Here is a 23,235-nt window from a genome sequence, read left to right on the forward strand (position 1 = left end):
TCAGAGGTAAAGCAGAAGAACTTTTTACAATTCGTCGAGTATTTGCCGTTATGGGGATGTTTCCTGTAGGCTATTATGATTTAGCCCCTGCTGGCGTTCCTGTACATTCCACAGCATTTCGTGCTATCGAAGCCGAGTCATTAAATAAAAGTCCATTCCGCATCTTTACCTCTCTATTGCGTTTAGAACTTATTGATAACGAAGAGCTTCGACAAACTGCAACTAATATTTTAGCCAACCGCAATATCTTCACAGATAAAGCTATTGAATTAACGGAAAAGTCTGAACAACAAGGGGGACTATCTGCGGAAGATGCAGAAATTTTTGTACAAGAAGTATTGGAAACATTCCGTTGGCACAAAGAAGCTGCAGTGTCAAAAGATATTTATCAAGCCTTACATGATCAGCATCGATTAATTGCCGATGTTGTTGCTTTCAAAGGACCTCACATTAACCATCTAACACCTCGCACCTTAGATATTGATGAAGTTCAAATAGGTATGAGTAAACGAGGTATTCCACCTAAAGAAATTATTGAAGGCCCTCCTCGTCGAAACTGTCCAATTCTATTACGTCAAACAAGTTTTAAAGCACTAGAGGAAGCCGTTTCTTTTATCGATGCGGATAATAAAGTGGACGGTAGCCATACAGCACGATTTGGTGAAATTGAACAACGTGGTATTGCTCTAACAGCAAAAGGTCGAGCATTATATGATGAGTTATTAAATAAAACTCGTATTGCCACAAAAGGACAGCGTATTGAGGATAATCCTGATGCATACATGACTGTATTAAGTAAAACGTTCGAACCTTTTCCTGATACGTATCTTGAATTGCAAGCACAAGACCTTGCCTATTTCTACTATTACCCAGTAGAAGGAGCAAAACCTAACAAGACAGTCTCTATAGCAGATTTACCGCAACTCTTAAATGATGGGCTTATTCGTATTGAACCGATTGTCTATGAGGATTTTCTACCTGTTTCAGCTGCTGGTATTTTCCAATCAAACTTAGGAGGTACAGCACAAAAGCATTATGATGAATCATCTAATCGCACGGCGTTTGAAGAAGCATTAGGCGCCAAAGTTCAAGATGAACTAGCATTATATGCGGCTACTCAAAAAGCATCGATTGATGCATGCTTGGCTGCACTTAATAAAGTCTAGGAATTTAGTAGCTATTAATTGAGTCATTTTGTTCATTGAATCATTAAATAGACGATTTTTGATAGTTAGTCCCCTCTCATGTTTACGCATCAGAGGGGATTTCTATTTTTTTATCATTAACTCTTTGAATTGATAAATATATAGCTAAGTTATTTAACTACTCATTAAGTCATCAATAAAAAACACATATTAAACATATTATTAATATATATTTAATATGTTTATATAAATCTGTATAAAGCTTAGCCTTACTATAGATATAGACTCTTTTATGCAATAAATATCAGGGTATGACTTATTCTTACGGAGATAGTGTTGATTAAAACCTGATTAACTCACCTCTTACATAAAGGAGCTTATATAAAAACCAAAATACCTCTTACAAAAACCATATACTAATCAACTAATTCTCTATGCTCACATTGATAATCTTTTTCCTTTATTCTCTTAAGAGATAACAGATGATTTCAGCTTAACTTGAAAATATCGAAAACTACCCAATAATACATAGGTAATTCGCTAACCACTCAGAAAAAGGATTTATATTATGTCTGTTCAAGAGCTAAATGAAGGCAATTTTGCCTCTGTATTAACGGATACTAACACTGTTATCATCGATTTTTGGGCACCGTGGTGTGGCCCATGTCGTCAATTTGCTCCAACATTTGAAGCGGCAGCAGAAAAACATCCTGATATTGTTTTTGCCAAAGTAAATACCGAGGAACAACAAGGTTTAGCAGCGAGCTTTAATATTCGCTCTATTCCTACACTGATGATTTTCAGAGAAAAAGTCATGTTATTTAACCAAGCAGGCGCATTACCTCCTGCTGCCCTTGAAGATATTATCACTCAAGTCAAGGCACTTGATATGGCAAAAGTTCATGCGGAAATTGCAGCTCAGCAAAAGAACGAATCTAAGCCTGCTTAAATACATAGCTTATCTTTAACCCCCCTTAGCTTTGGGTATATACATTGGATATGCACAAAGCTATTTTGTTTTATGATTTTTTGTTATTCTTTCCTAACTCTTTAATTCTCTCTATTTATTCTACATTCTGCTCTCTTAGCGCTCTAGCCCCACTCTTTTACCTCTTCTTCTATATCGTTTGACCATCTGCTCTAGCTTTATTTGTTACAGCGATGAACATGTCTCTTTTTCTGTGTCATTTTGACTATTCTGACCTCTACCATCAGCTCGCTCATTTATCCTACCGTTGTAAAACACTATCCACTATTTCCTATATATCAGTTCTATCAATATGTATTCTCTCACTACTTAAACTCTAATGATTGTTTACTAATAGCTCCCTATTCTCATTCACTTCTTAACTTCTTTTTTATCATTATTAATTATTCAATAAATACATATCCTTCTCTTTACATATCAATTATTTTTAATATATAATAAATTTAATATTTTATTTTTTGAATATTTTAGGAGAATGATATGCCAGTAAATGTAGGAACAATTGACCGTGCAATTCGCATTATTTTAGGTTTAGTTTTAATTGGTTTAACCTTAAACGGAAATATTGGTGCTTGGGGCTGGATTGGTGTTATTCCGTTGGCTACTGGTATTTTTTCTCGTTGTGCTCTTTATTCACTCTTAGGTATCAATACAAATAAGTAGTTTTTTCCAGATATAGAGGTTATTAATGAGTATTAGCATTCTTAGTCCAAATGATGTTGCACAAAAACTAAAAGAAGGTGCCTTGTTGATCGATATTCGTCAGCTTAATGAATATCGTCGTGAACATATCCAAAATTCTGTTCAATGCACGCCTGAACAGCTTTCTACCAATGGTTTACCACAAGAGGCAGAACAAGCTTCCACTATTATTTTTCATTGTCGCTCAGGAATGAGAACTGGTGGTGCTGCCGCATTGCTTAGTCAATGTGCAAATGGCAAAGAATGCTATATCCTTCAAGATGGTATTGATGGTTGGAAAAAAGCAGGTTTAAGCACCTATAAAGATCAAAAACAACCATTAGAACTAATGCGACAAGTACAAATTGCTGCAGGCTTAATGATATTAGTGGGTGTATTAGCTGGTTGGTTTATTCATCTCGCATTTTTCATCATCAGTTGGTTTTGTTGGTGCAGGCTTACTCTTTGCTGGTATCACAGGTTTTTGTGGATTAGCTCGTTTATTACAAGGTATGCCATGGAATCGTAACTATTTGCAAAACTAATTCTCAGTCTATCAACAATTTGCTGATGTATATGTTATAACTATACGTTTTGAAGAATGGATACCCTCTGTCGTCATCCATATGATAACAACACAAAAGGACAATGTTCTATGCTTAATACGCAAGAAATGCGTGCTCAATGCGATGAAGCTAGTCAATTTTTAAAGCTTCTCGCCAATCCAAATAGATTAGCTATTCTTTGTAGCTTGCATGAACAGCGTCATAATGTAACTGAGCTATCTCATCTGCTAGATATGCCACAAGCCGCTCTTTCTAATCAATTAATGTTGATTAAAAGAAGTCTGGTTTTGTCGCCTGTGAAATTAAGCATAGAGAGCGTATTTATTATCTAACCGATGAGCGTATTGTTGAAACAATTGCTCTATTACATCGTTTTTTCTGTCATACAGAAATAGAAGCTTAAGTAACTCACTACTTAAGCTTCTGCTTTTCCGTCACTATCTCTTCAAACAGACCAGCTTCCTTTACCTCTTGTTAAATTAATATAGAGCTGTTCTAGCGTACTTAGTTCCGTATCTGGAATACTAAGCGTCCAAGTAACACCATGATCATTGAAGTCTTCGGTTAATAACGCTACACCTGGTTGCATTAGCCTAGACTTAAGCATGGCCATTTCAGAAAACTCGGCACTACATATAACTTTAGTCATGGGAATAATCTTATTTTTTTCGGCTAATTGCAAACACTTAGCTGCACATCCACCATAAGCTCGAACTAGTCCCCCAGTACCTAACTTGATACCACCAAAGTAACGAATAACCAGCACTGCCACATTCACTAAGTCCTGTCCTTCAATCGCCTGCAGAATAGGACGCCCTGCCGTACCTCCTGGCTCCCCGTCATCATTAAAGCGATAATTATCCTTCAGCTTAAATGCCCAACAATTATGCGTAGCATCTGCTTGGTTATGCTGTTGGAAAAAGTTCATTGCTTGTTCTACGGTTTCTACAGACGCAGCATGACAAATAAATAGACTTTTTTTAATCGTTTCTTCAAAAGAAACCTCAGCCGTTAACGTATACATATCAGTTACTTAGGCGATTACAAAGTAAGTTAGCTTACCTTTAACGTATTATATAGCCATTAGCCTTCAATACCTCGTGATGCCAGGTACTCTTCATAGCCACCCATATAATCAATCAGTTCACCATTAGGCAAGATCTCGATAACTCTAGTCGCTAAGCCAGAGACAAACTCACGGTCATGAGAGACAAAAATAAGTGTTCCTTTGAATTTTTCTAATGCTAGCTGTAACGACTCAATAGATTCCATATCTAAGTGATTAGTTGGCTCATCCATTAATAAGACGTTATGTCTACCTAACATTAAGCGTCCAAAAAACATTCGGTTTTTCTCTCCACCAGATAATACTTTTACATCTTTAACGATATCATCCGCTGAGAACAATAAGCGCCCTAATACAGAACGAATTTGCTGATCCTCATCACCCGCTTGACGGTATTGTGCCATCCAATCAAACACATTCATAGAATTGGCAAACGCTTCTGAAACATCTTGCGCCATATAGCCCAAATCGGCATTTTCAGACCATTTCATTTCGCCACTATCAGGTTGCAGATCTTGTGCAAATAAACGTAATAAGGTCGTTTTACCCACACCATTAGCACCAATAATTGCTATTTTTTGACCCGCTTCTACCATTGCAGAAAAGTCGGTAATCACTGGTTTATCATAAGCTTTTGATACATGTTCTGCTGTAACAGCTAAACGATGCATCACTTTATTTTGTTCGAATCGAATAAAAGGATTTTGACGAGATGATGGTTTTACTTCAACTTGTTCTGATTTAATACGATCAATCTGTTTCAAACGTGACGTAGCTTGACGAGATTTTGATTTATTTGCCGCAAATCGTCTAACGAAATCTTGTAACTCAGCTACTCTTTCTTTTGCCTTAGCATTATCTGCCACAAGACGCTCTCTAGCCTGAGCTGATGCCAACATATAATCATCATAATTGCCAGGATAAATACGAATTTCACCATAGTCCAAATCCGCCATATGAGTACAAACTTGATTTAAAAAGTGACGATCATGGCTAATAATAATCATCGTACTTTGATAGCTATTAATCACACCTTCTAACCAACGAATCGTATTAATATCCAAGTTATTGGTTGGCTCATCTAACAGCAATACATCTGGATTAGAAAATAATGCTTGTGCCAAAAGCACACGTAACTTCCATCCAGGCGCTATTTCTTTCATCTGTACATTATGTTGCTCAACAGGAATTTCTAAGCCTAGTAACAACTCTCCTGCCCTAGCCTCTGCTGTATACCCATCGTACTCAGCAAACTTTGCTTCTAATTCTGCTGCTTTCATATAGTCATCATCTGTCGCCTCTGGATTAGCATAGATAGCATCTCTTGCTGTCATAGCATCCCACATCTCTTTATGCCCCATCAAGACCACATCTAAGACTCGGCAATCCTCATAAGCAAATTGATCTTGGCGTAATTTACCTAAACGTACACCAGGATCTAAAGAGACATTACCTGAAGTAGGCTCTAAATCACCACCAATAATCTTCATGAAAGTTGATTTACCAGAACCATTAGCACCGATAAGTCCATAGCGGTTGCCTCCACCAAACTTAACACTAACGTTTTCAAACAAAGGTTTAGGACCAAATTGGATAGTCAGATTTGCCGTAGAAATCACTGTAAATTTTCCTGAAAAATGATGAAATTAACTAAACCCCATATTGTAGAATACTTTTATGTATAGGGTATTGCTTTATGAATGGATAAAAATAAATCTATGCAATATTAAAGTAATTTTTAATAAGTTATAGAAATAAACGATGTTTTTTGAGTTGATGCTCTCTCAGTAGCCAATCTTGTCGCGCTTGAAGATAATCTTCTTCAAAATGAGCCAGCCGTATAATAGTTGCAGGCTTTAAAAGTGGACTCAATGATGTAAACTGCCGATAAAGCTGATCTAGCTGCTGATAAAATGAATCACATTGTTCTCTATCAATTTTATTCTCATCAACTACAATAGCATCTGTATTTTTTAATAGCTTATACAAACTCGTATCTATAGTTGACGTAGCAATCATCACTATATCAGATGGCTCCAACACTAATAATGTAGCCTCATAGACAAAACGTTCTTTTAAAAAAAACTCCTGTCCTAATGTATAAATAATATTCGCTGGATCGATATTTTCATGACAGTCTAAAAATAGATGCTGAAAAGGTTTAATTCTGCGTTGTAACGCTTGCATAAAAAGATTCCTTAATGTTTCTGATGTCTCATTATGCAATTGGCAACATAAACAAACACCTTGAGCTAAAGGAATGCTGTGACGCAATGGAGCAAATACACTGGATGCAAAAATTTGGGTTAAATTATCTTTAATCGACAATCTAACCCGTTCTGCTTTTCCTAAGAGTAAACTGACAGGAATTCTAGACACTGATATTACTTATTTTCCTTTTCTGTTTTATCTATATTAAACGCATTGAAAAGAGTATTCGTCTGGTTTTGCATTTGCTCTTGCATTTGCAAAAATAAATTTTTAGACTGTTCCACGTAAGCATTCATGGCATTGTTTAATCCTGGCACTTGGAAATTACTCATTAACTGAGACCATGTTTCAGGATTAAATGGCTGATTATATAAAGATCTAGATTGTTCCGTAAGGGAATTCTGAATATCTGCAAATGCTTGCATATTTTTTTCCAAATACATCCCCATAACACCTTGCATGGCATGCCCATAAAAACGAATAATTTGCTTAAGCATATTCGCATTGAACATGGGCACACCACCACTTTCTAGCTCTAGAATAATCTGCAATAAAATACTGCGCGTTAAGTCCTCACCAGTTTTAGCATCAACTACTTGAAATTGCATATTATCAAGCACTAATTGCTTTACATCACTGAGGGTAATATAGGCACTTGATTCTGTGTCATATAACCGGCGATTAGGATACTTTTTAATAATACGCATAGCTAGATTAGTCATTAACTACTTTCCTATCATTAACTCATGTGTAGACCACCGTTTACAGAGAAATCAGCACCAGTAGCAAAACCCGCATCTTCAGAAGCTAACCAAGAAACAATAGAAGCAATTTCTTCTGGTGTTCCTAAACGACGAACAGGAATGGTTGAAACAATTTGCTCAAGAACTTCTGGACGAATAGCACGAACCATTTCAGTCCCAATATATCCAGGAGAAACGGTATTTACTGTTACCCCACGACTCGCCATCTCTTGAGCTAATGCCATTGTAAAACCATGGATACCTGCCTTAGCTGTAGAGTAGTTAGATTGACCAAATTGACCTTTTTGACCATTCACAGAGCTGATATTAATGATGCGTCCCCAACGTTTTTCATACATTGAATCAATCACTTGTTTAGTCACATTGAATAAGCTATTAAGATTGGTATCCATTACTGCTGTCCAATCTTCTAAACTCATTTTACGAAATACACCGTCACGTGTAATGCCCGCATTATTAACAAGAACATCCACCGCTCCATGTTCTTCTTTAACTTTATTAAAAGCAGCTACTGTGGAATCCCAATCTGAAACATTACCCACAGAAGCATAGAATGTATATCCCAATTGCGCCTGTTCATCTAGCCATTTTTGATAATTACGACTTGGACCTGCGCCAGCAATGACTTTAAACCCATCTTTTGCTAGACGCTGACAAATAGCTGTCCCAATACCACCCATACCACCTGTTACATAGGCAATCTTGCGGCTCATTTTATTCTCCTTTACTTTTTGTATAATTGCTATTATCGAAATAGTTTAACATTAAATTAATTTCTAAACTGCTTTAACCTTAACATACTCACCGGGCGCATCTGCTCGTGGTTTATATATTGTTCTATCACCTAGTGTTTTCTTAGCTTTGATACGATTACCTGCTCGCTCAGCAATCCACTCATACCAATCAGTCCACCAACTTCCTGGCATTTGATCAGCATCCTCAAACCATTGCTCACTACTTAAATAACCATCATCATAAATGTAATTATTAATCCAATAATTACGTTTATTTTTAGCAGGTGGATTGATAACTCCGGCTACATGACCTGAAGCACCCAGGCAAAATCTAATATCTCCCGTAAGGATATCTTTGCTAGCATAAGCTGACTTCCAAGGGACAATATGGTCATCTTTTGACGCATATAAGTAGGTGTCCATATCTAATAAAGAAAAATCAAGCCCTGTATCTCCAATCTGTGTTTTGTTAGGTACCATAAAATTATTTTCTAAATAGGCATTACGCAGATAGTAGGTATAAAAGGGCCCAGGCAAGTTAGTGCTATCCCCATTCCAGTAAAGAATGTCAAATGGAAGTGGTGTTTCACCTTTGAAGTAATTACTCACCACATAGTTCCACACTAGTTCATTTGGTCTTAAAAATGAGAAAGTTATCGCTAATTCCTTAGCAGGCATTAATCCTTCTTGTCCGATTGTTTGTTCACGAATAGCCACACTCGCTTCATCAACAAATACGTGCATGATGCCTGTATCGGAGAAATCCAAGAAAGTCGTCAACAGCGTCATACTATTAGCATAATCTTGCCCCCTTGCCTTAGCGATAGCCAATGCCGATGCTAACATTGTCCCCCCTACGCAAAAACCAAGCGTATTAATTTTTTCTTTTTTGGTGATTTCACTTACAGCTTGCAATGCACGCATCACACCTTGCTCGATATAATCTCCCCATGTGAAACGATGAACACCGTCAGGATCATTTGGTAAAGGATTTCGCCAAGACATTAAAAATACAGTATGCCCTTGCTCAACCGCATTACGCACAAAAGAGTTTTCTGGTTGTAAATCTAAGATGTAGAATTTGTTAATACAAGGAGGCACCATTAACAAAGGAATTTCGTACACAGTCTCTGTTTGAGGGGCGTATTGAATTAGTTCAAAAAAAGCATTCTGATATACCACTTTACCTGGCGTAATAGCTAAATTTTTACCAACTTCAAATGCATCCTCATCAGTCTGTGTCATACGACCTTTTTGGATATCCATCATTAAATTTTGGATACCTTTTTGTAATGATTCACCGTGCGTTTTTTCGAAAGTCTCAATAGCATCTGCATTAAGAGCAAAAAAAATTCGACGGTGCAACGGCATCTACCCATTGATGTACCGCAAAATCTAATTTATCTTTTGTTTCTTGATCAAGTTCAATCTTGTCTAACACATCAAAAATTGCTTTGGAAGATAACAAATACAAATGTGCCAAACTTAGTAATTGGGGATTTTTTTTCCATGCTTCGCTACTAAAACGACGATCCTTGATTTCTGGTAAGTTACCAGTCAACGCCTGTGAAAAAATCTGTTGAAAATCTTTTACAAAATTGGCCTGTAAAGAAAGCCATGCCTCTGAAGATTGATACAACGGTGCTAACCATGCGTTAATATCGTTATTTTGCTGCTCTGACATACGCTCCTCCCCATTCTATAGCTATAGGTTAAACAATTTGGACTTAAATCAAAATAGGGATTTATACTCCCTTCCACACTAGCGTTACGATGCGTCCTGTGGGATTTTCTCGCCGATAAGAAAAGTAACGTTGTTTGTCAAGATAAGTACATTCATTACTCTCTTCTACCATATTAACACCAATTTGTTTCAACTTCATGTTTGCTATACCAGACAAGTTAGCAAAGTATTTATTTACAACACCCGGTTCAAAAAATGGTGCCAAATTACTATTCTGACTCACAAAAGCGTCATAAACTTCTGCTCCAACTTCAAATACTTTTTGCGAAATAGCAGGTCCAATCCATGCCTTGAAATGTGCATTTGGTTTTTTACTGCGCATAAGATCTACAGTTCTTTCTAAAATACCTGCTTGCAATCCTCGCCAACCAGCATGTGCTGCCCCCACAATTGTGCCCTCTTCATCCGCAAGAACGACAGGTAAACAGTCTGCCGTCATAATAGCCAATACTTTTTTATCACATGTTGTTACAGCTGCATCTGCCTTGGCTGGATAGTCGAAAGGCCTATCAGCATCTAATACCTCTGTACCATGTACCTGATTTAACCAGATAGGTGAATTAGGTAAAGCTGCATTTAATAAAGCCCGATTAGCTTGTGCGTGTTCTGGATTATCACCACAATGAAGACCCAAGTTGAAACTATCAAAAGGTGGTTCACTTACTCCAGCCATATACCGAGTGGTTGTACCATAAAAAACATTATTCCATTTATGACCTGTTACTAACTTATCTAACACATTGACTCCCATCGAATAGAATCTATTAACGTTTGCATATCATCTGGAATAGATGCTTCAAACTCAACCATTTCTTCTGTTTTTGGATCAATAAAACTCAATCTAAATGCGTGTAGCATTTGTCGTGTAGCTGCAATCTGACTTCCATATAAACTATCTCCCAGCAAAGGGTGTCCTAAGCTAGCCATATGCACCCGAATTTGATGTGTACGACCTGTTTCCAATTTACATTCAATTAGACTCACACTTTTTTCTACCTTAGTAGTTTCATATACCCCTGTCTGCAAGCATGTATAGTGTGTGACAGCTGGTTTAGGTGCAATTGGTTTATCTACAGACATACGAACGGGGACTCTAGTATCTCGACCGATTGGTTTATCCACAGTGCCTTGCTCTTTCATTATGCCTTGTGCCAACGCTCTATATCGACGCCCCATTGTGCGTGCCTGCAACTGCCTCACTAAATGTGTCTGTGCTACTTCTGTTCTTGCTACTACTAATAAACCAGAAGTATCTTTATCTAGTCGGTGAACTATCCCTGCCCTAGGAATAACTGCCAACTCTGGGTAACGGTACAAAAGACCATTTAATAACGTACCATGCCAATTCCCTGCACCAGGATGCGTAACTAAACCAACTGGTTTGTTAACCACAATCCATTCACTACTTTCTGCTATCACGTCAAAATCTATCGGTTCAGGAGAAAATGCTTTGCTTTGCTCACTTTCTTGTTCAAGAACGGCGATGACATCACCAGGACCTACAATTTGTTTAACTTTGGTTTTTTTATCATTGACCGTAACAAACCCATCTTCAATCCATGTTTGTAAACGACCTCTTGAATGCTCTGGCATGAGTTGCGCCAAAATTTTATCTAGCCTATCACCCTTAACTTCACGATCTAGTCTAAAAATGTGAGGCTCTTGTGCTGACGTATCCAATAATTCATCTAAAGGATTTTCTATTTCATTATTTGGCATGTTGATGACTTCAATAAAAAACTATGTAATATTGTAGTAGTTATTGATTTCCAATTTGTCTAAACGGTATAAAACTACACGAATATTCATAGTAATGGTATGATTAGCGTTATTCGTTTAATATTTAATTATTCATCTGCACTGATATGAAACAAATCTATAAAGGTAGCTTAATTTTCCTTTGTGCAACCATTTTGACTGGTTGTGGCATTCTACAAAAAGAAGTTGATGAAACTAAAGGCTGGTCTGCCGCACAAATATATGACGCTGCTCGAGAAAGTGTTCGTGAATCCGAATGGAAATCAGCTAGACGTTACTTATCTGTTATTGAAAATCGTCATCCTCATACATCCTATGCTCAACAATCACTTATTGATCAAGCGTATGATAAATTGGAAAGACCATGAGCCAGAACAAGCGACAGCTGCCATTAATCGTTTCTTAGCTCTATATCCAAACCACCCGGGCACGGACTATATGCTTTACCTCAAAGGGATGGTAACGTTTACTCCACCCAGTGCGTTCTTAACAAGTTATACGGGTCAAGACCCTAGTGAACGTGATCCCAAAGGTTTGCGTCAATCTTATCATGCCTTCAAAGAGTTAGTAGAGCGCTATCCTGACAGTCGTTATTCTATTGATGCACGTCAGCGCTTAGTTTGGTTAGTTAGTACTATTGCCGATAATGAAACTAACGTAGCAGAGTACTACTATAAACGACATGGCTATGTTGCCGCTATCAATCGTGCTCAAGCTGTTTTACGTGAATTCTCCGGTGTTCAAGCCTCTGAACGTGCTTTGTATATTATGATGAAATCATATGAAGAATTAAATATGCCAGAACAGGCTAGCGATGCCAAACGCGTATTAGACCAAAACTTCCCTGATAGTAAATATTATAAATATGGTCTTGAAGGTCCTTCTTCTTGGACGGATTGGTTCTCACCACACAATTGGTTTAACTAAGTAATTCCATACCTATCTACACAAATAAAGACCTCAGTCAAAACACTGAGGTCTTTTTAATTAATACGTAAGCACTATACCTAAAATTATCTGATAAAAAGATCAGTGGTTATTGGCTCCCCCTTAGATCTCTTAGTCCCAAAACTCTAAAGCAATCTCAGCCCTGCTCGTCCGGTAGAAATCAGGTAGACTTCCCCATAATAATCGACTATAGCGTTGATTAATCAATCTCTCATCACCGATAATCAAAACCCCACTATCATATTCAGTACGAATGAGTCTACCCACCCCTTGCTTAAGTGCAATAGTCGCCAAAGGAATTTGAATATCCATAAAAGGATTACCTCCTTTTTTACGACAATCATCAATACGAGCAGCCAGTACAGGATCGTCAGGAGGGGCAAAAGGTAATTTATCAATCGCTAATAAGGTAAGCAAATCGCCTGGAAAGTCTACACCCTCCCAAAAGCTTGCACTACCTATTAGCACACCTTTGGAGGTCGCCCTAAACTTATCTACTAAAATACGATGGGCTGACTCACCTTGTCGAAAAATAGTTCGATTTATTTTTGCTTTTTCAAACGCCTGCTGTAATAAATCTCCAAGGCTATCCACTGCTTTTAAGGTAGTGCACAGAATTAAAACACCACCGGGTGTCTTTTGAATGAATGGGATAAGCAAATTGACAAACGACTGCTCATAAGTAGAATGCCTAACTTCTGGTAAACTTGTCGGCACATACATAATACCATTACTTGCATAATGAAACGGAGACTCCCAAGAGTAACACTCCGCATCATAAAGCCCTAGCTGTGCTTGGAAATGGGTAAATTTTTTCGCTACTGACAAGGTTGCAGACGTAAAAATCCAACTCTGATCCGGTCGTTTAAAATTAGCAAATCCCTTGACAGATAATGGTGCACGACTAAATCTCAGTTGATGTGGACCAAACTCTACCCAACGCACATAAACATTTTTATCATCTGAACTAAATTTTTCAGGATTTGCCCATTGTTGTAGCACCGAACAATAAGCGCTTAACCTGTTGTAGACTTCTTGAATATCTATATGATGCTCAACGACTTTAGCCAATGCAGATAATATATTATTTAAGCTATCTAATAACGTATCTAAGCCTGTTAGAAAATTGTCTTTATCAGGAATAGATTCATAGACTACTTTTTTGTTAGGTAAATCATCAATCGGCTTAGCAAGCAATCGCAATTCTAACAAATTATATTTAACAGCCTTACATAGCTTATCCCAGTCTGTCACGCTTTTCACATAGCTTGCCGTCACTGTTTCAATATCTTTAGTGGCCTTATCGATATCGGCCAAAGAAATAGTACTACCCAAAAACTGTGTAGCAACATCTGGTAATTGATGAGCCTCATCAAAAATAATCGTATCTGCTAAAGGAAGCAAATCAATATCGGCTTCTTGCCTTAAAGCGATATCTGCAAAAAAGAGTGCATGATTAACAATAATAATATCGGCTTCTTTGGCTTTTGCACGTGCCTTGGCAATAAAACACTCATCAATATAGGGACAGTCTTTATTCAAACAACTTTCTTTAGTTGATGTTACCCTAGACCATATACTGGCACTATCAGGCACCCCATCACAATCAGATTTATCCCCTGTTTGTGTGCGTTGGAAAAATAGTTTGATTTCATTAAGCTGCTTAACTTCCTGTTGATTTTTTAGCAAACTATACTCATCATCTACAAGGCGATGATAATTGAAATGACATATATAATTTGCACGTCCCTTGAGTAATGCCACTTGAACAGGTAAACCAGTAGCCTTTTTTATCATTGGCGCATCTTTACGATAAAGTTGATCTTGTAAAGCCCTTGTTCCCGTTGACACAATAACCTTGCGCAATGATGCAAATGCTGGGACTAAATATGCCCATGTTTTACCTGTACCGGTTCCTGCCTCGGCAATCAAGGTGCCATGTTCTTTAATTGTCTTTTCTATGGCTAAAGAGAGTTCAATTTGTGATTGACGAATACTATAACCTGGTTGAATTTTTGCTAATTTTTTTTCGAAAAAATCCTTAATATTCAAACTCAACATAGCTCGCCGTCAAAAATATAGCCCAATAATATGGTTCATATAGTATCAGAATTAGCCCTTTAAAAATGACCATGAGAGCTTTTTATCCTAATTTTATACAGTATTCTATACAGTATTTTCTATCTTTACAAAATTTTAATCACTAATTGTGCACCAATGGCTTTTTCACTGACATTTAAGGAAAGCAATGTGATACATTCTTAAGCTTTGACATAAACTTGAATAGGATGTTATGAGCACTGTAAACGAAACGATTGATGAGAAGCGTATTATTGAACAGTTAGCCCAAGAGCTAAATGTTCGTCCCCAACAAGTTTCTGCTACTGTAGATTTATTAAATGATGGCGCAACTATTCCCTTTATTGCACGTTACCGTAAAGAAGTCACTGGAGGTCTAGACGATACTATTTTAAGAAATTTAGAAGTTCGTCTAATCTATCTACGTGAATTAGAAGCACGCCGCCTAGCGATTATTCATTCTATTACTGAACAAGGCAAAATGACGGATGAGCTGCAAGCCCAAATTGATGCAGCAGACTCTAAACAACGCTTAGAAGACTTATATGCTCCTTTTAAACCTAAACGTCGTACACGTGCACAAATTGCCAAAGAAGCAGGTTTGGAGCCATTAGCCGATGCTATTCTAAGCGATAAATCAGCCGATCCCGCTACACTTGCTGAAAGCTACCTAAATCCTGAGCATAAAATTGATGACATCAAGGCAGCGCTCGACGGAGCAAGAGATATTCTGGCAGAGCGTTTCTCTGAAAATGCCGATTTACTCGCTTATATGCGTGACTATCTTAATAAATATGCTTACCTCTACGCCAAAGTTATTGAGGGTAAAGAGCAAGAAGGAGATAATTTTAGAGACTGGTTTGATTTTTCTGAAACCATTCGCACGCTCCCCTCTCACCGTATTTTAGCCTTATTGCGTGGGCGTACCCAAGGTATCCTTGACCTACGTATCGGTCTTGACCCTGAACAAGAGGCATTAACACCACATCCTTGTGTAGTCAATATCAGTGAGTTCCTAACACTAGATGCTGACTATTCTTTAGATGCTAGCACTAGAAATAAATGGTTAGCGGAGCTTTCTCGTTGGACATGGCGTGTAAAATTATTACCAGCTTTTGAAACCGAGTTAATTACTCAATTACGTGAAAAAGCTGAAGAAGAAGCTATTAGTGTTTTTGCTGCCAACCTAAAAGACCTATTATTAGCTGCACCTGCAGGTCCTAAAGCTGTTCTGGGTCTTGACCCGGGTATCCGTACTGGTGTTAAAGTAGCCGCTATTGATACTACTGGTAAATTATTAGAAACAACAACTATTTATCCGTTCGAACCTCGCCGTGATGTCACTGGCTCTACACATACACTATTAGCACTGATTGCGAAATATCATATTGATTTAATCGCTATTGGTAATGGCACAGCCTCACGAGAAACTGAAAAATTAGTCGCTGATTTATTAAAAACCATTCCCGAGTCTCAGGTTAAAAAAATTGTCGTATCTGAAGCAGGTGCTTCAGTCTATTCAGCCTCTGAGCTCGCCGCCAAAGAGTTCCCTGAGTTAGATGTAAGCTTACGTGGCGCTGTTTCTATTGCCCGCCGCTTACAAGACCCTCTGGCTGAACTAGTTAAAATTGAGCCCAAAGCTATTGGTGTCGGACAATATCAACATGATGTTAATCAACGGGAATTAGCTCGTTCATTAGATGCTGTTATTGAGGATTGTGTAAATGCTGTCGGTGTTGATGTTAATACAGCCTCTGCCCCTTTACTAAGCCGTGTATCAGGTCTTAATGCTTCTTTAGCGAAAAATATTGTTGAATACCGTGACCAAAATGGACGTTTTGAAAATCGTAAAAAACTAATGGATGTTTCACGTTTTGGTGCCAAAGCATTTGAACAAGCGGCAGGATTCTTACGCATTAATGACGGTGATAATCCTTTAGATGCCTCTGCTGTACACCCTGAGGCGTATCCTGTTGTCGAGCGTATTCTAGACAAACTTAAACAGGACGTAAAACAGATTATTGGACAAAAAGATGCCTTAAAAGGTCTATCACCAACTGATTTTACCGATGAAAAATTTGGGGTTCCTACGGTTCGCGATATTTTTAATGAAATTGAAAAACCGGGACGAGATCCTCGCCCTGAATTTAAAACAGCAACGTTTAAAGAGGGTATTGAAACCATCAATGATTTAGTTGTCGGTATGATTCTAGAAGGCGTAGTCACCAATGTAGCTAATTTTGGCGCCTTTGTAGACATTGGTGTTCATCAAGATGGTTTAGTACATATTTCTGCCTTATCTGATACTTTTGTTAAAGACCCTCGTGATGTTGTTCGTGTTGGTCAAACTGTGAAAGTGAAGGTACAGGAAGTTGATGCACCTAGAAAACGTATCGGACTAACTATGCGTTTAAATGACGATTCTGTCCCAGTTAAACGTGGTGAGCGTGATAGCAATAGTGTGGCATCTCGTCCTCCTCGTAAAGACACCCCAAGAGAACAGGGCTCTCAAGGTTTAGGTGCAATGGCAGCCGCGTTTGCTAAACTAAACGCTAATATACCATCACTATTTATCCATCTAACATAATGTTAGTTTGACTATAAAGCAATAGAACTACTTCAGTAAACAGCCCCTATACGCTGATATTCAATGTATAGGGGCTGCTCAGTATCGTCACCGTCTATCTTAACTGACTGCCTGAAAAACCTACCCTACTTCTTTTAAACGTGCGGTGAAGTGACGCAACACTTTAGGCTCATACGTAAACTCTAAACCTTTAATATTGTGCGTATTAGCTTTTACCTTAGAAAATGCCTCAATAATAAAATCCATATGAGTTTGAGTATAAGTAGCCCTTGGAATGGTTAAACGAAGTAATTCTGCCGGACAAGGTAACTGCTCTCCTGTTTTTGGATCACGCCCCAATAAAAATGAACCAATTTCTACCGCACGAATACCAGCCACTTTATAAAGCTCACAAGATAAAGCCTGCGCGGGGAATTGATTAGCAGGAATATGTGGTAATAATTTACCCGCATCAATAAAAGCAGCATGACCACCTGGCTGTTGGCAATAAATTCCCTCCGCTTCTAATCCTTCAACTAAATAGCGAATTTGTCCGATACGATACGCTAACCAATCCTCTCGCATACCGTCATGTAAGCCAACGGCTAAGCGTTCCATTGCACCGCCTTCTAAACCGCCGTAAGTTGGAAACCCCTCTTGAACAACGCATAAAGTTCGGCAATCCGTATATACATCAAAAAAATCATCATTCTTGAAACACAATAGTCCACCCATTGGTACCATAGCATCCTTTTTAGCAGACATCGCTAAAATATCAGCATACTTATAACTCTCTTTAGTGATGTCAGCAATAGACCAGTCTTTATAGGCTTGTTCTCGCTGTTGAATAAAATAGGCATTTTCCGCAAACCGTGCCGAATCCATCACCACAGGGATATCATATTTACGGGCAATAGCATAAACTGCTTGCATATTGGCTAATGATACGGGCTGACCACCAGCTGAATTGCAAGTGATTGTCATCACAATATAAGGAACATTTGCCGCACCTGCACTTTGAATCCCCTGCTCTAATTTTTCTACATCAAAATTGCCTTTAAAATCTTCATAAACACTGGTATTAAAAGCATTGTTCACAGGAGTATTACTGACAGTACAGCCATTTAATTGAGTATGCCCTTGTGTGGTATCAAAGAAATAATTTGAGAACGCCACCATTTTCGAGCGATCCAAACCTTTTTCTTTTTCACGTTTAGCAATCAGTACAGGAATATAGATTTGCTCGGCACCACGGCCTTGGTGAGTAGGTATGGTAAAGTCATAATCAAAGATTTCTTTTACGGCACGACTTAAGGCATGATAACTACGACTACCACTATAAGCCTCATCACCTCTAAGCATTGCAGCTTGCATTTCTTGGGTAATAGCACCCGTACCACTATCAGTTAGTAAATCAATAAAAACATCTTCACTATCTAATAAAAAGGGTTTCATCCCAGCATTAAGAATAGCTTGTTCTCGATGTGCACGCGTGGTACGCTTTACAGGCTCAATCACGCGAATACGGAAAGGCTCTGGTAAATGTTTAAAATTATCCATAGTGAATCCTTAAAATAAGTTGGTATAAATTTTTGTTGTATATCCAACTATTTTTAAGGGAAAAAGAACGTTATTTTGGGGTCAATATTGAACCACCTTTTTGATGAAAAATACATAATTAACGTTTTTCTTTAGTTCACTACAATTTAGTATGAAATATTATTAATCACTAATCCCACGAAAGATTAGGAACATTGTATAGTTTTATGTTTAATTTGAATATCGGGATTCCCCCAATAAAAAACCAACACTATTCTGTGTTGGTTTCGGTTGATCGTCTCACTTGTTTTCAGCATCTGAGCTATCATCATAAATACTATCAATTAATTTGACTTAGACGCTAACGACAGATAGCTTTTCAACATCAAGTAAATCGCTTAATCGTCTTCATGTTTATGCTTGCGTTTATATTTTGTATTTGAATAACCTACCCCTGCATCAACAGTACCATATACCTCAACTTTTGGTGAATGATATGCACCATTCTTCGGTCCATTCCCCCTAGAATGACCATATGCCTTATTCCCCCTTTCATAACCACGATCGTGAGGGTGTACTACACAAGCACTTAAGACACTTGTAGATAATGTAGCCAATAATACTTTTTGCCATATTTTCATCATACAATCCTTTACGAGCATTTTCTTGAGACTATACCCTAATTTTATAGCCCACTCCAGTAAACTAATTATTTATTTATAACAATTAGTTTCATGAATTTAAAACTATATTACTTCTAATTTGGCAACCCCTAAAGCAAGAGTTTTAACACCAACTCCTTTAAACATAATTAAGGCCTGAGCCTCAATCCCTTGCCCAATAAGATTAATAATAACTCCATCACCAAACTTAGCATGACGAACATTACTACCAACTTTGAATAACTGATCCTTTACCTGAACACCACTACCCATACTAGAAAGATTGCTAGTGCCTTTTTGAAAAGGGTTTTTCCGTGTAGTTGTTGGCGCTGATTGCCAAGCATCAGTATCAACCCTATTAGCTTGACTATACGAATAAGACCGTGTTTTAGGGCATAGCCATTTCATATGTTCATCAGGAATTTGCTCTAAAAATTGTGATCTCGTTGTATAAGCTGAGCGACCATACAGCATCCTCTCATGTGCTCCTGATAGATAAAGACGCTCTTTGGCTCTAGTAATCGCTACATACATCAAGCGTCGTTCCTCTTCCAAACCACCGTGAGTTTTTAAGCTATTCTCATGCGGAAATAAACCTTCCTCTAAGCCAGCCACAAATACGACTTTAAATTCCAGTCCCTTGGCTGCATGAACTGTCATCAATTGTACGGCATCCTCTCCATATTTAGCCTGATTATCTCCTGCTTCCAGACTAGCATAACTAAGGAACATGTCCAAAGCAGATAATTGTTCCGGAAAAGCTTGATCATCATTAGCGGCAATAGTGACTTTTTCTAAAGCAGAGCTCGATTCAAAACTTTCCTCAATACAAAATGTTTGAGCCGCATTCACCAATTCCTGAAGATTTTCTAAACGCTCTTCCCCCTCACGCTCATTCTGATAAAAAGTTTCTATACCTGTATCATGAATTACTTGCTGGATTAAATCTGGTAGAGTTAGCACCTTCGCAGTTTCTTTTAAAGTCATGATCATACCAACAAATTGTGCTAATTTGGTCGCAGAAGCACCATTTAAAGCGCCAATCGCCAATGCCAAACTACATCCTATTTTTTGTGCGGCATCTGTTAAGTTTTCTAGTGTTCTGGCACCAATACCCCGAGCAGGGAAATTAACCACTCTTAAGAATGAATTATCATCATCTAGATTATTAATTAAACGAAGATAAGCTAATACATGCTTAACCTCTTGTCGTTCAAAAAAACGTAAGCCTCCATATACTCGATAAGGTATACCAGCTGAAAAAAATGCATGTTCAATCGCACGTGACTGCGCATTACTTCGATATAAAACAGCAATTTCTTTTCTATCAACGCCTTCATTAATTAAAGACTTTGCTTCTTCTAAAATCCACTGTGCCTCTTCTCTATCTGTAGATAATTCATTGACTCGTAAAGGTTCTCCATGTCCTCTATCTGTCCATAAATTTTTCCCTAACCGATCTTTATTCTCCGCAATCAACGCATTAGCCGAATGTAGAATATGGTTATACGAACGGTAGTTTTGTTCTAATCGAATAATATTTCCTTGTGCATATTGACGAGCAAACTCTTCCATATTGCCAACATTGGCACCTCGGAAAGAATAGATAGATTGATCATCATCACCAACAGCAAAAATACAATTTTGCTCACCCGCTAAAATACGCAACCATTTATATTGAAGATTATTGGTATCCTGAAACTCATCAATCAAGATATGCTTAAATCGACGTTGATAATGCTCTCTTATCGCAGGATGATCTCGCAATAACTCATAGCAACGCAGTAATAATTCAGGAAAATCTACAACACCTTCTTTATCACATTGCTGCTGATACAAATGATATAGCTCAATTGACTGAGCCTCCATAGGATCTACTGGCGCTAAATCACTTGGGCGCGCTCCTTTTTCTTTAGCATTATTGATAAAGGATTGGATTTCTTTGGGAGGATATTTTTCTGTATCAATATTAAACAGTTTCAACACGCGTTTAATAGATGACAATTGATCCTGCATATCCATAATCTGAAAGCTCTGTGGTAATCTTGCATCATGATAATGTGATCTAAGCATACGATTACACAAACCATGGAAGGTACCCACCCACATTGCTCGTGTATTAATGGGCAATTGCAGACTCAAACGACTCAACATTTCTTTGGCGGCTTTGTTAGTGAAGGTCACCGCTAAAATCCCTCCAGGACTAGCTATACCTTGTTCAATTAACCAAGCCATACGAGTGGTTAATACCTTTGTCTTACCACTTCCAGCACCAGCTAAAACTAAAACGTACCGCTCATCAGTGGTGACGGCGGTACGTTGTTCAGGATTTAATTCTTCTAAATTGATCATGTAGCGTAACGACGCAATCTTAATGCGAACTCTTCTAGACTTTGCACACCACTTTGTTGAGCAGATTGCAACCATGCGCGTAACTCATTAACCAACTGCTCAGTACTCGCTGTTGAACTATTCCAAACCTTAAATAGTTCATCACGCTTCTGTGCTAATTGGGCAACCAGTTGATTTTGACGCAAACCTGCACTTAACTGTTCTTTTTCAGTCTCGTTAAGCCCTTGCTCTGATTGAGTGATATGTTGAGAAACAAAATTTAACTGAGCTACTTCATCTTGCGCGTTGGGGTCTTGTTTAAGCCTAGCAATCTCTTGTAAAGCTGCTGTTTTTAACATCGTCGCATAACGCGTCATAATTTCATAGCGATGTGTAATGATACCATGTAAGGTTTTTTCATTAACTTCATCTTGGATATTTTTCGCCAATTTTAATTTGGGAGCAACTTTCTTAACCTCTGCTAATTTAAAAAACTGGAGAATAGAAATATACATCCAACCAATATCAAACTCATACCATTTACTTGAAAATTTTGCGGAAGTACCATAAGCATGATGGTTATTATGTAGCTCTTCACCACCAATCAAAATACCGATAGGCACTAAGTTGGTGCTAGTATCAGGACTAGCAAAATTACGATACCCCATCCAATGTCCTAGACCATTGATAACACCTGCTGCCCAGAATGGAATCCATGCCATTTGCACAGCCCATACACATAAGCCCATTGCACCAAATAATACAACATCAAGACTCAACATCAATAAAATACCTAATGTTGAATGTTTAAGATAGATATGATTTTCAACCCAGTCATTTGGCGTTCCATGGCTATAACGTTTAATAGTTTCTTCGTTCAAAGCCTCTTCACGATACAGTTCGGCACCACACCATAACACTCTATTAATGCCATAAATGACAGGAGAATGAGGATCTCCCTCTTTTTCACACTTAGCATGGTGTTTACGATGAATAGCTACCCACTCTCGGGTCACCATACCTGTAGTTAGCCATAACCAAAAACGGAAAAAATGTGCAACTATCGGGTGTAAATCTAGACCCCGATGAGCCTGACTACGATGTAAATAAATAGTTACTGCTGCAATGGTAATATGCGTTAGCACTAGCGTAATTAATACCACTTGCCAAACACTCAGTTGCAACACACCACCCGCTAAAAAATCTAGAATTGATTGCATATTTTTCTTTTAAAAATAAACGTTTATGGAATTTAAACAAAAATTTAAACAATGTATTAATCATAACATATTTATGTCATCTTCTTATGATAACTATATTTAATTTTTTTGATATAACGCAATGAAATGAGTATTCATTTTTTTCCAGCAAAATAACAACATTTCCAGACTAAATAACAACTCTTCTACACAAAGAAGCAATGAAAAATCCCCATCGTGATGACAAGCACTAA

The 23,235-nt window shown here is 37.9% G+C and carries 21 protein-coding genes and 2 pseudogenes; 9 read left to right on the forward strand and 14 right to left on the reverse strand.

The annotated features are described in order from the left end of the window. The 6 genes and pseudogenes from hglS to V757_RS19135 form a co-directional block, all read left to right on the forward strand. Positions 1-1,166: 2-oxoadipate dioxygenase/decarboxylase HglS (hglS, locus tag V757_RS19115; RefSeq protein WP_023950130.1), on the forward strand; the 1,166-nt coding region annotated here is incomplete at its 5' end. Between the two features lie 547 nt (positions 1,167-1,713). Continuing rightward, positions 1,714-2,094, forward strand: a complete 381-nt coding sequence (gene trxA, locus V757_RS19120; RefSeq protein WP_023950131.1) for a thioredoxin — start codon at positions 1,714-1,716, stop codon at positions 2,092-2,094. A 519-nt stretch (positions 2,095-2,613) separates the two neighbouring features. Further along, the gene (locus tag V757_RS19125) at positions 2,614-2,796 is read left to right on the forward strand and encodes a YgaP family membrane protein (RefSeq protein WP_023950132.1); all 183 of its coding nucleotides are present in this window, start codon (positions 2,614-2,616) and stop codon (positions 2,794-2,796) included. 25 nt (positions 2,797-2,821) lie between these two features. Beyond that, positions 2,822-3,061, forward strand: a pseudogene (locus V757_RS29150) (rhodanese-like domain-containing protein); the annotation flags it as partial. A gap of 169 nt (positions 3,062-3,230) precedes the next feature. After that, complete coding sequence (locus tag V757_RS29155; protein WP_245586965.1) at positions 3,231-3,359, forward strand: YgaP-like transmembrane domain; 129 nt, start codon at positions 3,231-3,233, stop codon at positions 3,357-3,359. Between the two features lie 110 nt (positions 3,360-3,469). Further along, the gene (locus tag V757_RS19135; RefSeq protein ID WP_218184484.1) at positions 3,470-3,712 is read left to right on the forward strand and encodes an ArsR family transcriptional regulator; all 243 of its coding nucleotides are present in this window, start codon (positions 3,470-3,472) and stop codon (positions 3,710-3,712) included. A gap of 113 nt (positions 3,713-3,825) precedes the next feature. Here V757_RS19135 and V757_RS19140 read toward each other — a convergent pair whose 3' ends face one another. The 8 genes and pseudogenes from V757_RS19140 to V757_RS19175 all read right to left on the reverse strand — a co-directional run bounded on the left by V757_RS19140 (position 3,826) and on the right by V757_RS19175 (position 11,618). Further along, a complete protein-coding gene (locus V757_RS19140) occupies positions 3,826-4,404 on the reverse strand; it encodes an IMPACT family protein (protein WP_023950135.1) in 579 nt (192 codons plus the stop codon). A gap of 59 nt (positions 4,405-4,463) precedes the next feature. Beyond that, the gene (locus tag V757_RS19145) at positions 4,464-6,065 is read right to left on the reverse strand and encodes an ABC-F family ATPase (RefSeq protein ID WP_023950137.1); all 1,602 of its coding nucleotides are present in this window, start codon (positions 6,063-6,065) and stop codon (positions 4,464-4,466) included. 127 nt (positions 6,066-6,192) lie between these two features. After that, complete coding sequence (locus V757_RS19150) at positions 6,193-6,825, reverse strand: GTP-binding protein (RefSeq protein WP_023950139.1); 633 nt, start codon at positions 6,823-6,825, stop codon at positions 6,193-6,195. 5 nt (positions 6,826-6,830) lie between these two features. Then, the gene (gene phaR / locus V757_RS19155) at positions 6,831-7,379 is read right to left on the reverse strand and encodes a polyhydroxyalkanoate synthesis repressor PhaR (protein WP_023950140.1); all 549 of its coding nucleotides are present in this window, start codon (positions 7,377-7,379) and stop codon (positions 6,831-6,833) included. 17 nt (positions 7,380-7,396) lie between these two features. Next, on the reverse strand, positions 7,397-8,134 hold the full coding sequence (phbB, locus tag V757_RS19160) for an acetoacetyl-CoA reductase (RefSeq protein ID WP_023950141.1): 738 nt from the start codon (positions 8,132-8,134) through the stop codon (positions 7,397-7,399). 63 nt (positions 8,135-8,197) lie between these two features. Then, positions 8,198-9,839, reverse strand: a pseudogene (locus V757_RS19165) (PHA/PHB synthase family protein). 61 nt (positions 9,840-9,900) lie between these two features. Beyond that, positions 9,901-10,638 carry a peptidoglycan editing factor PgeF gene (gene pgeF, locus V757_RS19170; RefSeq protein ID WP_245586963.1) on the reverse strand — a complete coding sequence of 246 codons (738 nt, stop codon included), beginning with the start codon at positions 10,636-10,638 and terminating at the stop codon, positions 9,901-9,903. Next, positions 10,632-11,618, reverse strand: coding sequence for an RluA family pseudouridine synthase (locus V757_RS19175; protein WP_023950143.1), 987 nt, complete (start codon positions 11,616-11,618; stop codon positions 10,632-10,634). Before V757_RS19175 ends, pgeF begins: the two co-directional genes overlap by 7 nt. Before the next feature lie 146 nt (positions 11,619-11,764). On the opposite strand from V757_RS19175, the gene bamD reads away from it, so the two are divergent. Both bamD and V757_RS19180 read left to right on the forward strand, forming a co-directional pair. Next, positions 11,765-12,025, forward strand: a complete 261-nt coding sequence (bamD, locus tag V757_RS29895; RefSeq protein ID WP_390621556.1) for an outer membrane protein assembly factor BamD — start codon at positions 11,765-11,767, stop codon at positions 12,023-12,025. After that, positions 12,003-12,584: an outer membrane protein assembly factor BamD gene (locus V757_RS19180; RefSeq protein ID WP_390621557.1), complete on the forward strand. Its 582-nt coding sequence runs from the start codon at positions 12,003-12,005 to the stop codon at positions 12,582-12,584. Before bamD ends, V757_RS19180 begins: the two co-directional genes overlap by 23 nt. A 132-nt stretch (positions 12,585-12,716) precedes the next feature. Here the strand turns inward: V757_RS19180 and yoaA are convergent, their stop codons facing one another. Then, complete coding sequence (gene yoaA, locus V757_RS19185; RefSeq protein ID WP_023950144.1) at positions 12,717-14,666, reverse strand: DNA repair helicase YoaA; 1,950 nt, start codon at positions 14,664-14,666, stop codon at positions 12,717-12,719. Between the two features lie 232 nt (positions 14,667-14,898). On the opposite strand from yoaA, the gene V757_RS19190 reads away from it, so the two are divergent. After that, a complete protein-coding gene (locus V757_RS19190; RefSeq protein WP_023950146.1) occupies positions 14,899-17,271 on the forward strand; it encodes a Tex family protein in 2,373 nt (790 codons plus the stop codon). 120 nt (positions 17,272-17,391) lie between these two features. Here V757_RS19190 and tnaA read toward each other — a convergent pair whose 3' ends face one another. The 5 genes from tnaA to V757_RS19210 form a co-directional block, all read right to left on the reverse strand. Beyond that, positions 17,392-18,810, reverse strand: a complete 1,419-nt coding sequence (tnaA, locus tag V757_RS19195) for a tryptophanase (RefSeq protein ID WP_023950148.1) — start codon at positions 18,808-18,810, stop codon at positions 17,392-17,394. A 53-nt stretch (positions 18,811-18,863) separates the two neighbouring features. After that, entirely contained in the window at positions 18,864-18,926 is a 63-nt protein-coding gene (gene tnaC / locus V757_RS29900; protein ID WP_081710650.1) for a tryptophanase leader peptide, read from the reverse strand. Positions 18,927-19,187: 261 nt separating this feature from the next. Then, positions 19,188-19,433 (reverse strand): hypothetical protein, encoded by a 246-nt coding sequence (locus tag V757_RS19200; RefSeq protein ID WP_143000552.1) that lies wholly within the window; start codon positions 19,431-19,433, stop codon positions 19,188-19,190. Positions 19,434-19,535: 102 nt separating this feature from the next. Further along, on the reverse strand, positions 19,536-21,800 hold the full coding sequence (locus V757_RS19205; protein ID WP_031274304.1) for a UvrD-helicase domain-containing protein: 2,265 nt from the start codon (positions 21,798-21,800) through the stop codon (positions 19,536-19,538). After that, the gene (locus V757_RS19210; RefSeq protein WP_023950151.1) at positions 21,800-23,002 is read right to left on the reverse strand and encodes a DesA family fatty acid desaturase; all 1,203 of its coding nucleotides are present in this window, start codon (positions 23,000-23,002) and stop codon (positions 21,800-21,802) included. The genes V757_RS19205 and V757_RS19210 overlap by 1 nt, the downstream gene beginning before the upstream one ends. Between the last annotated feature and the right edge of the window lie 233 nt (positions 23,003-23,235).

Source organism: Pelistega indica (assembly GCF_000506865.1).
In the GTDB taxonomy this organism is placed as follows: Bacteria; Pseudomonadota; Gammaproteobacteria; order Burkholderiales; family Burkholderiaceae_B; genus Taylorella; species Taylorella indica.

Coding starts and splice junctions, on each gene's coding strand:
- trxA (WP_023950131.1), top strand. CDS start 1,714: ATGTCTGTTCAAGAGCTAAATGAAGGCAATTTTGCCTCTGTATTAACG.
- V757_RS19125 (WP_023950132.1), top strand. CDS start 2,614: ATGCCAGTAAATGTAGGAACAATTGACCGTGCAATTCGCATTATTTTA.
- V757_RS19135 (WP_218184484.1), top strand. CDS start 3,470: ATGCTTAATACGCAAGAAATGCGTGCTCAATGCGATGAAGCTAGTCAA.
- V757_RS19140 (WP_023950135.1), bottom strand. CDS start 4,404: ATGTATACGTTAACGGCTGAGGTTTCTTTTGAAGAAACGATTAAAAAA.
- phaR (WP_023950140.1), bottom strand. CDS start 7,379: ATGACTAATCTAGCTATGCGTATTATTAAAAAGTATCCTAATCGCCGG.
- phbB (WP_023950141.1), bottom strand. CDS start 8,134: ATGAGCCGCAAGATTGCCTATGTAACAGGTGGTATGGGTGGTATTGGG.
- V757_RS19175 (WP_023950143.1), bottom strand. CDS start 11,618: ATGCCAAATAATGAAATAGAAAATCCTTTAGATGAATTATTGGATACG.
- bamD (WP_390621556.1), top strand. CDS start 11,765: ATGAAACAAATCTATAAAGGTAGCTTAATTTTCCTTTGTGCAACCATT.
- V757_RS19180 (WP_390621557.1), top strand. CDS start 12,003: ATGATAAATTGGAAAGACCATGAGCCAGAACAAGCGACAGCTGCCATT.
- yoaA (WP_023950144.1), bottom strand. CDS start 14,666: ATGTTGAGTTTGAATATTAAGGATTTTTTCGAAAAAAAATTAGCAAAA.
- V757_RS19190 (WP_023950146.1), top strand. CDS start 14,899: ATGAGCACTGTAAACGAAACGATTGATGAGAAGCGTATTATTGAACAG.
- tnaA (WP_023950148.1), bottom strand. CDS start 18,810: ATGGATAATTTTAAACATTTACCAGAGCCTTTCCGTATTCGCGTGATT.
- V757_RS19200 (WP_143000552.1), bottom strand. CDS start 19,433: ATGATGAAAATATGGCAAAAAGTATTATTGGCTACATTATCTACAAGT.
- V757_RS19210 (WP_023950151.1), bottom strand. CDS start 23,002: ATGCAATCAATTCTAGATTTTTTAGCGGGTGGTGTGTTGCAACTGAGT.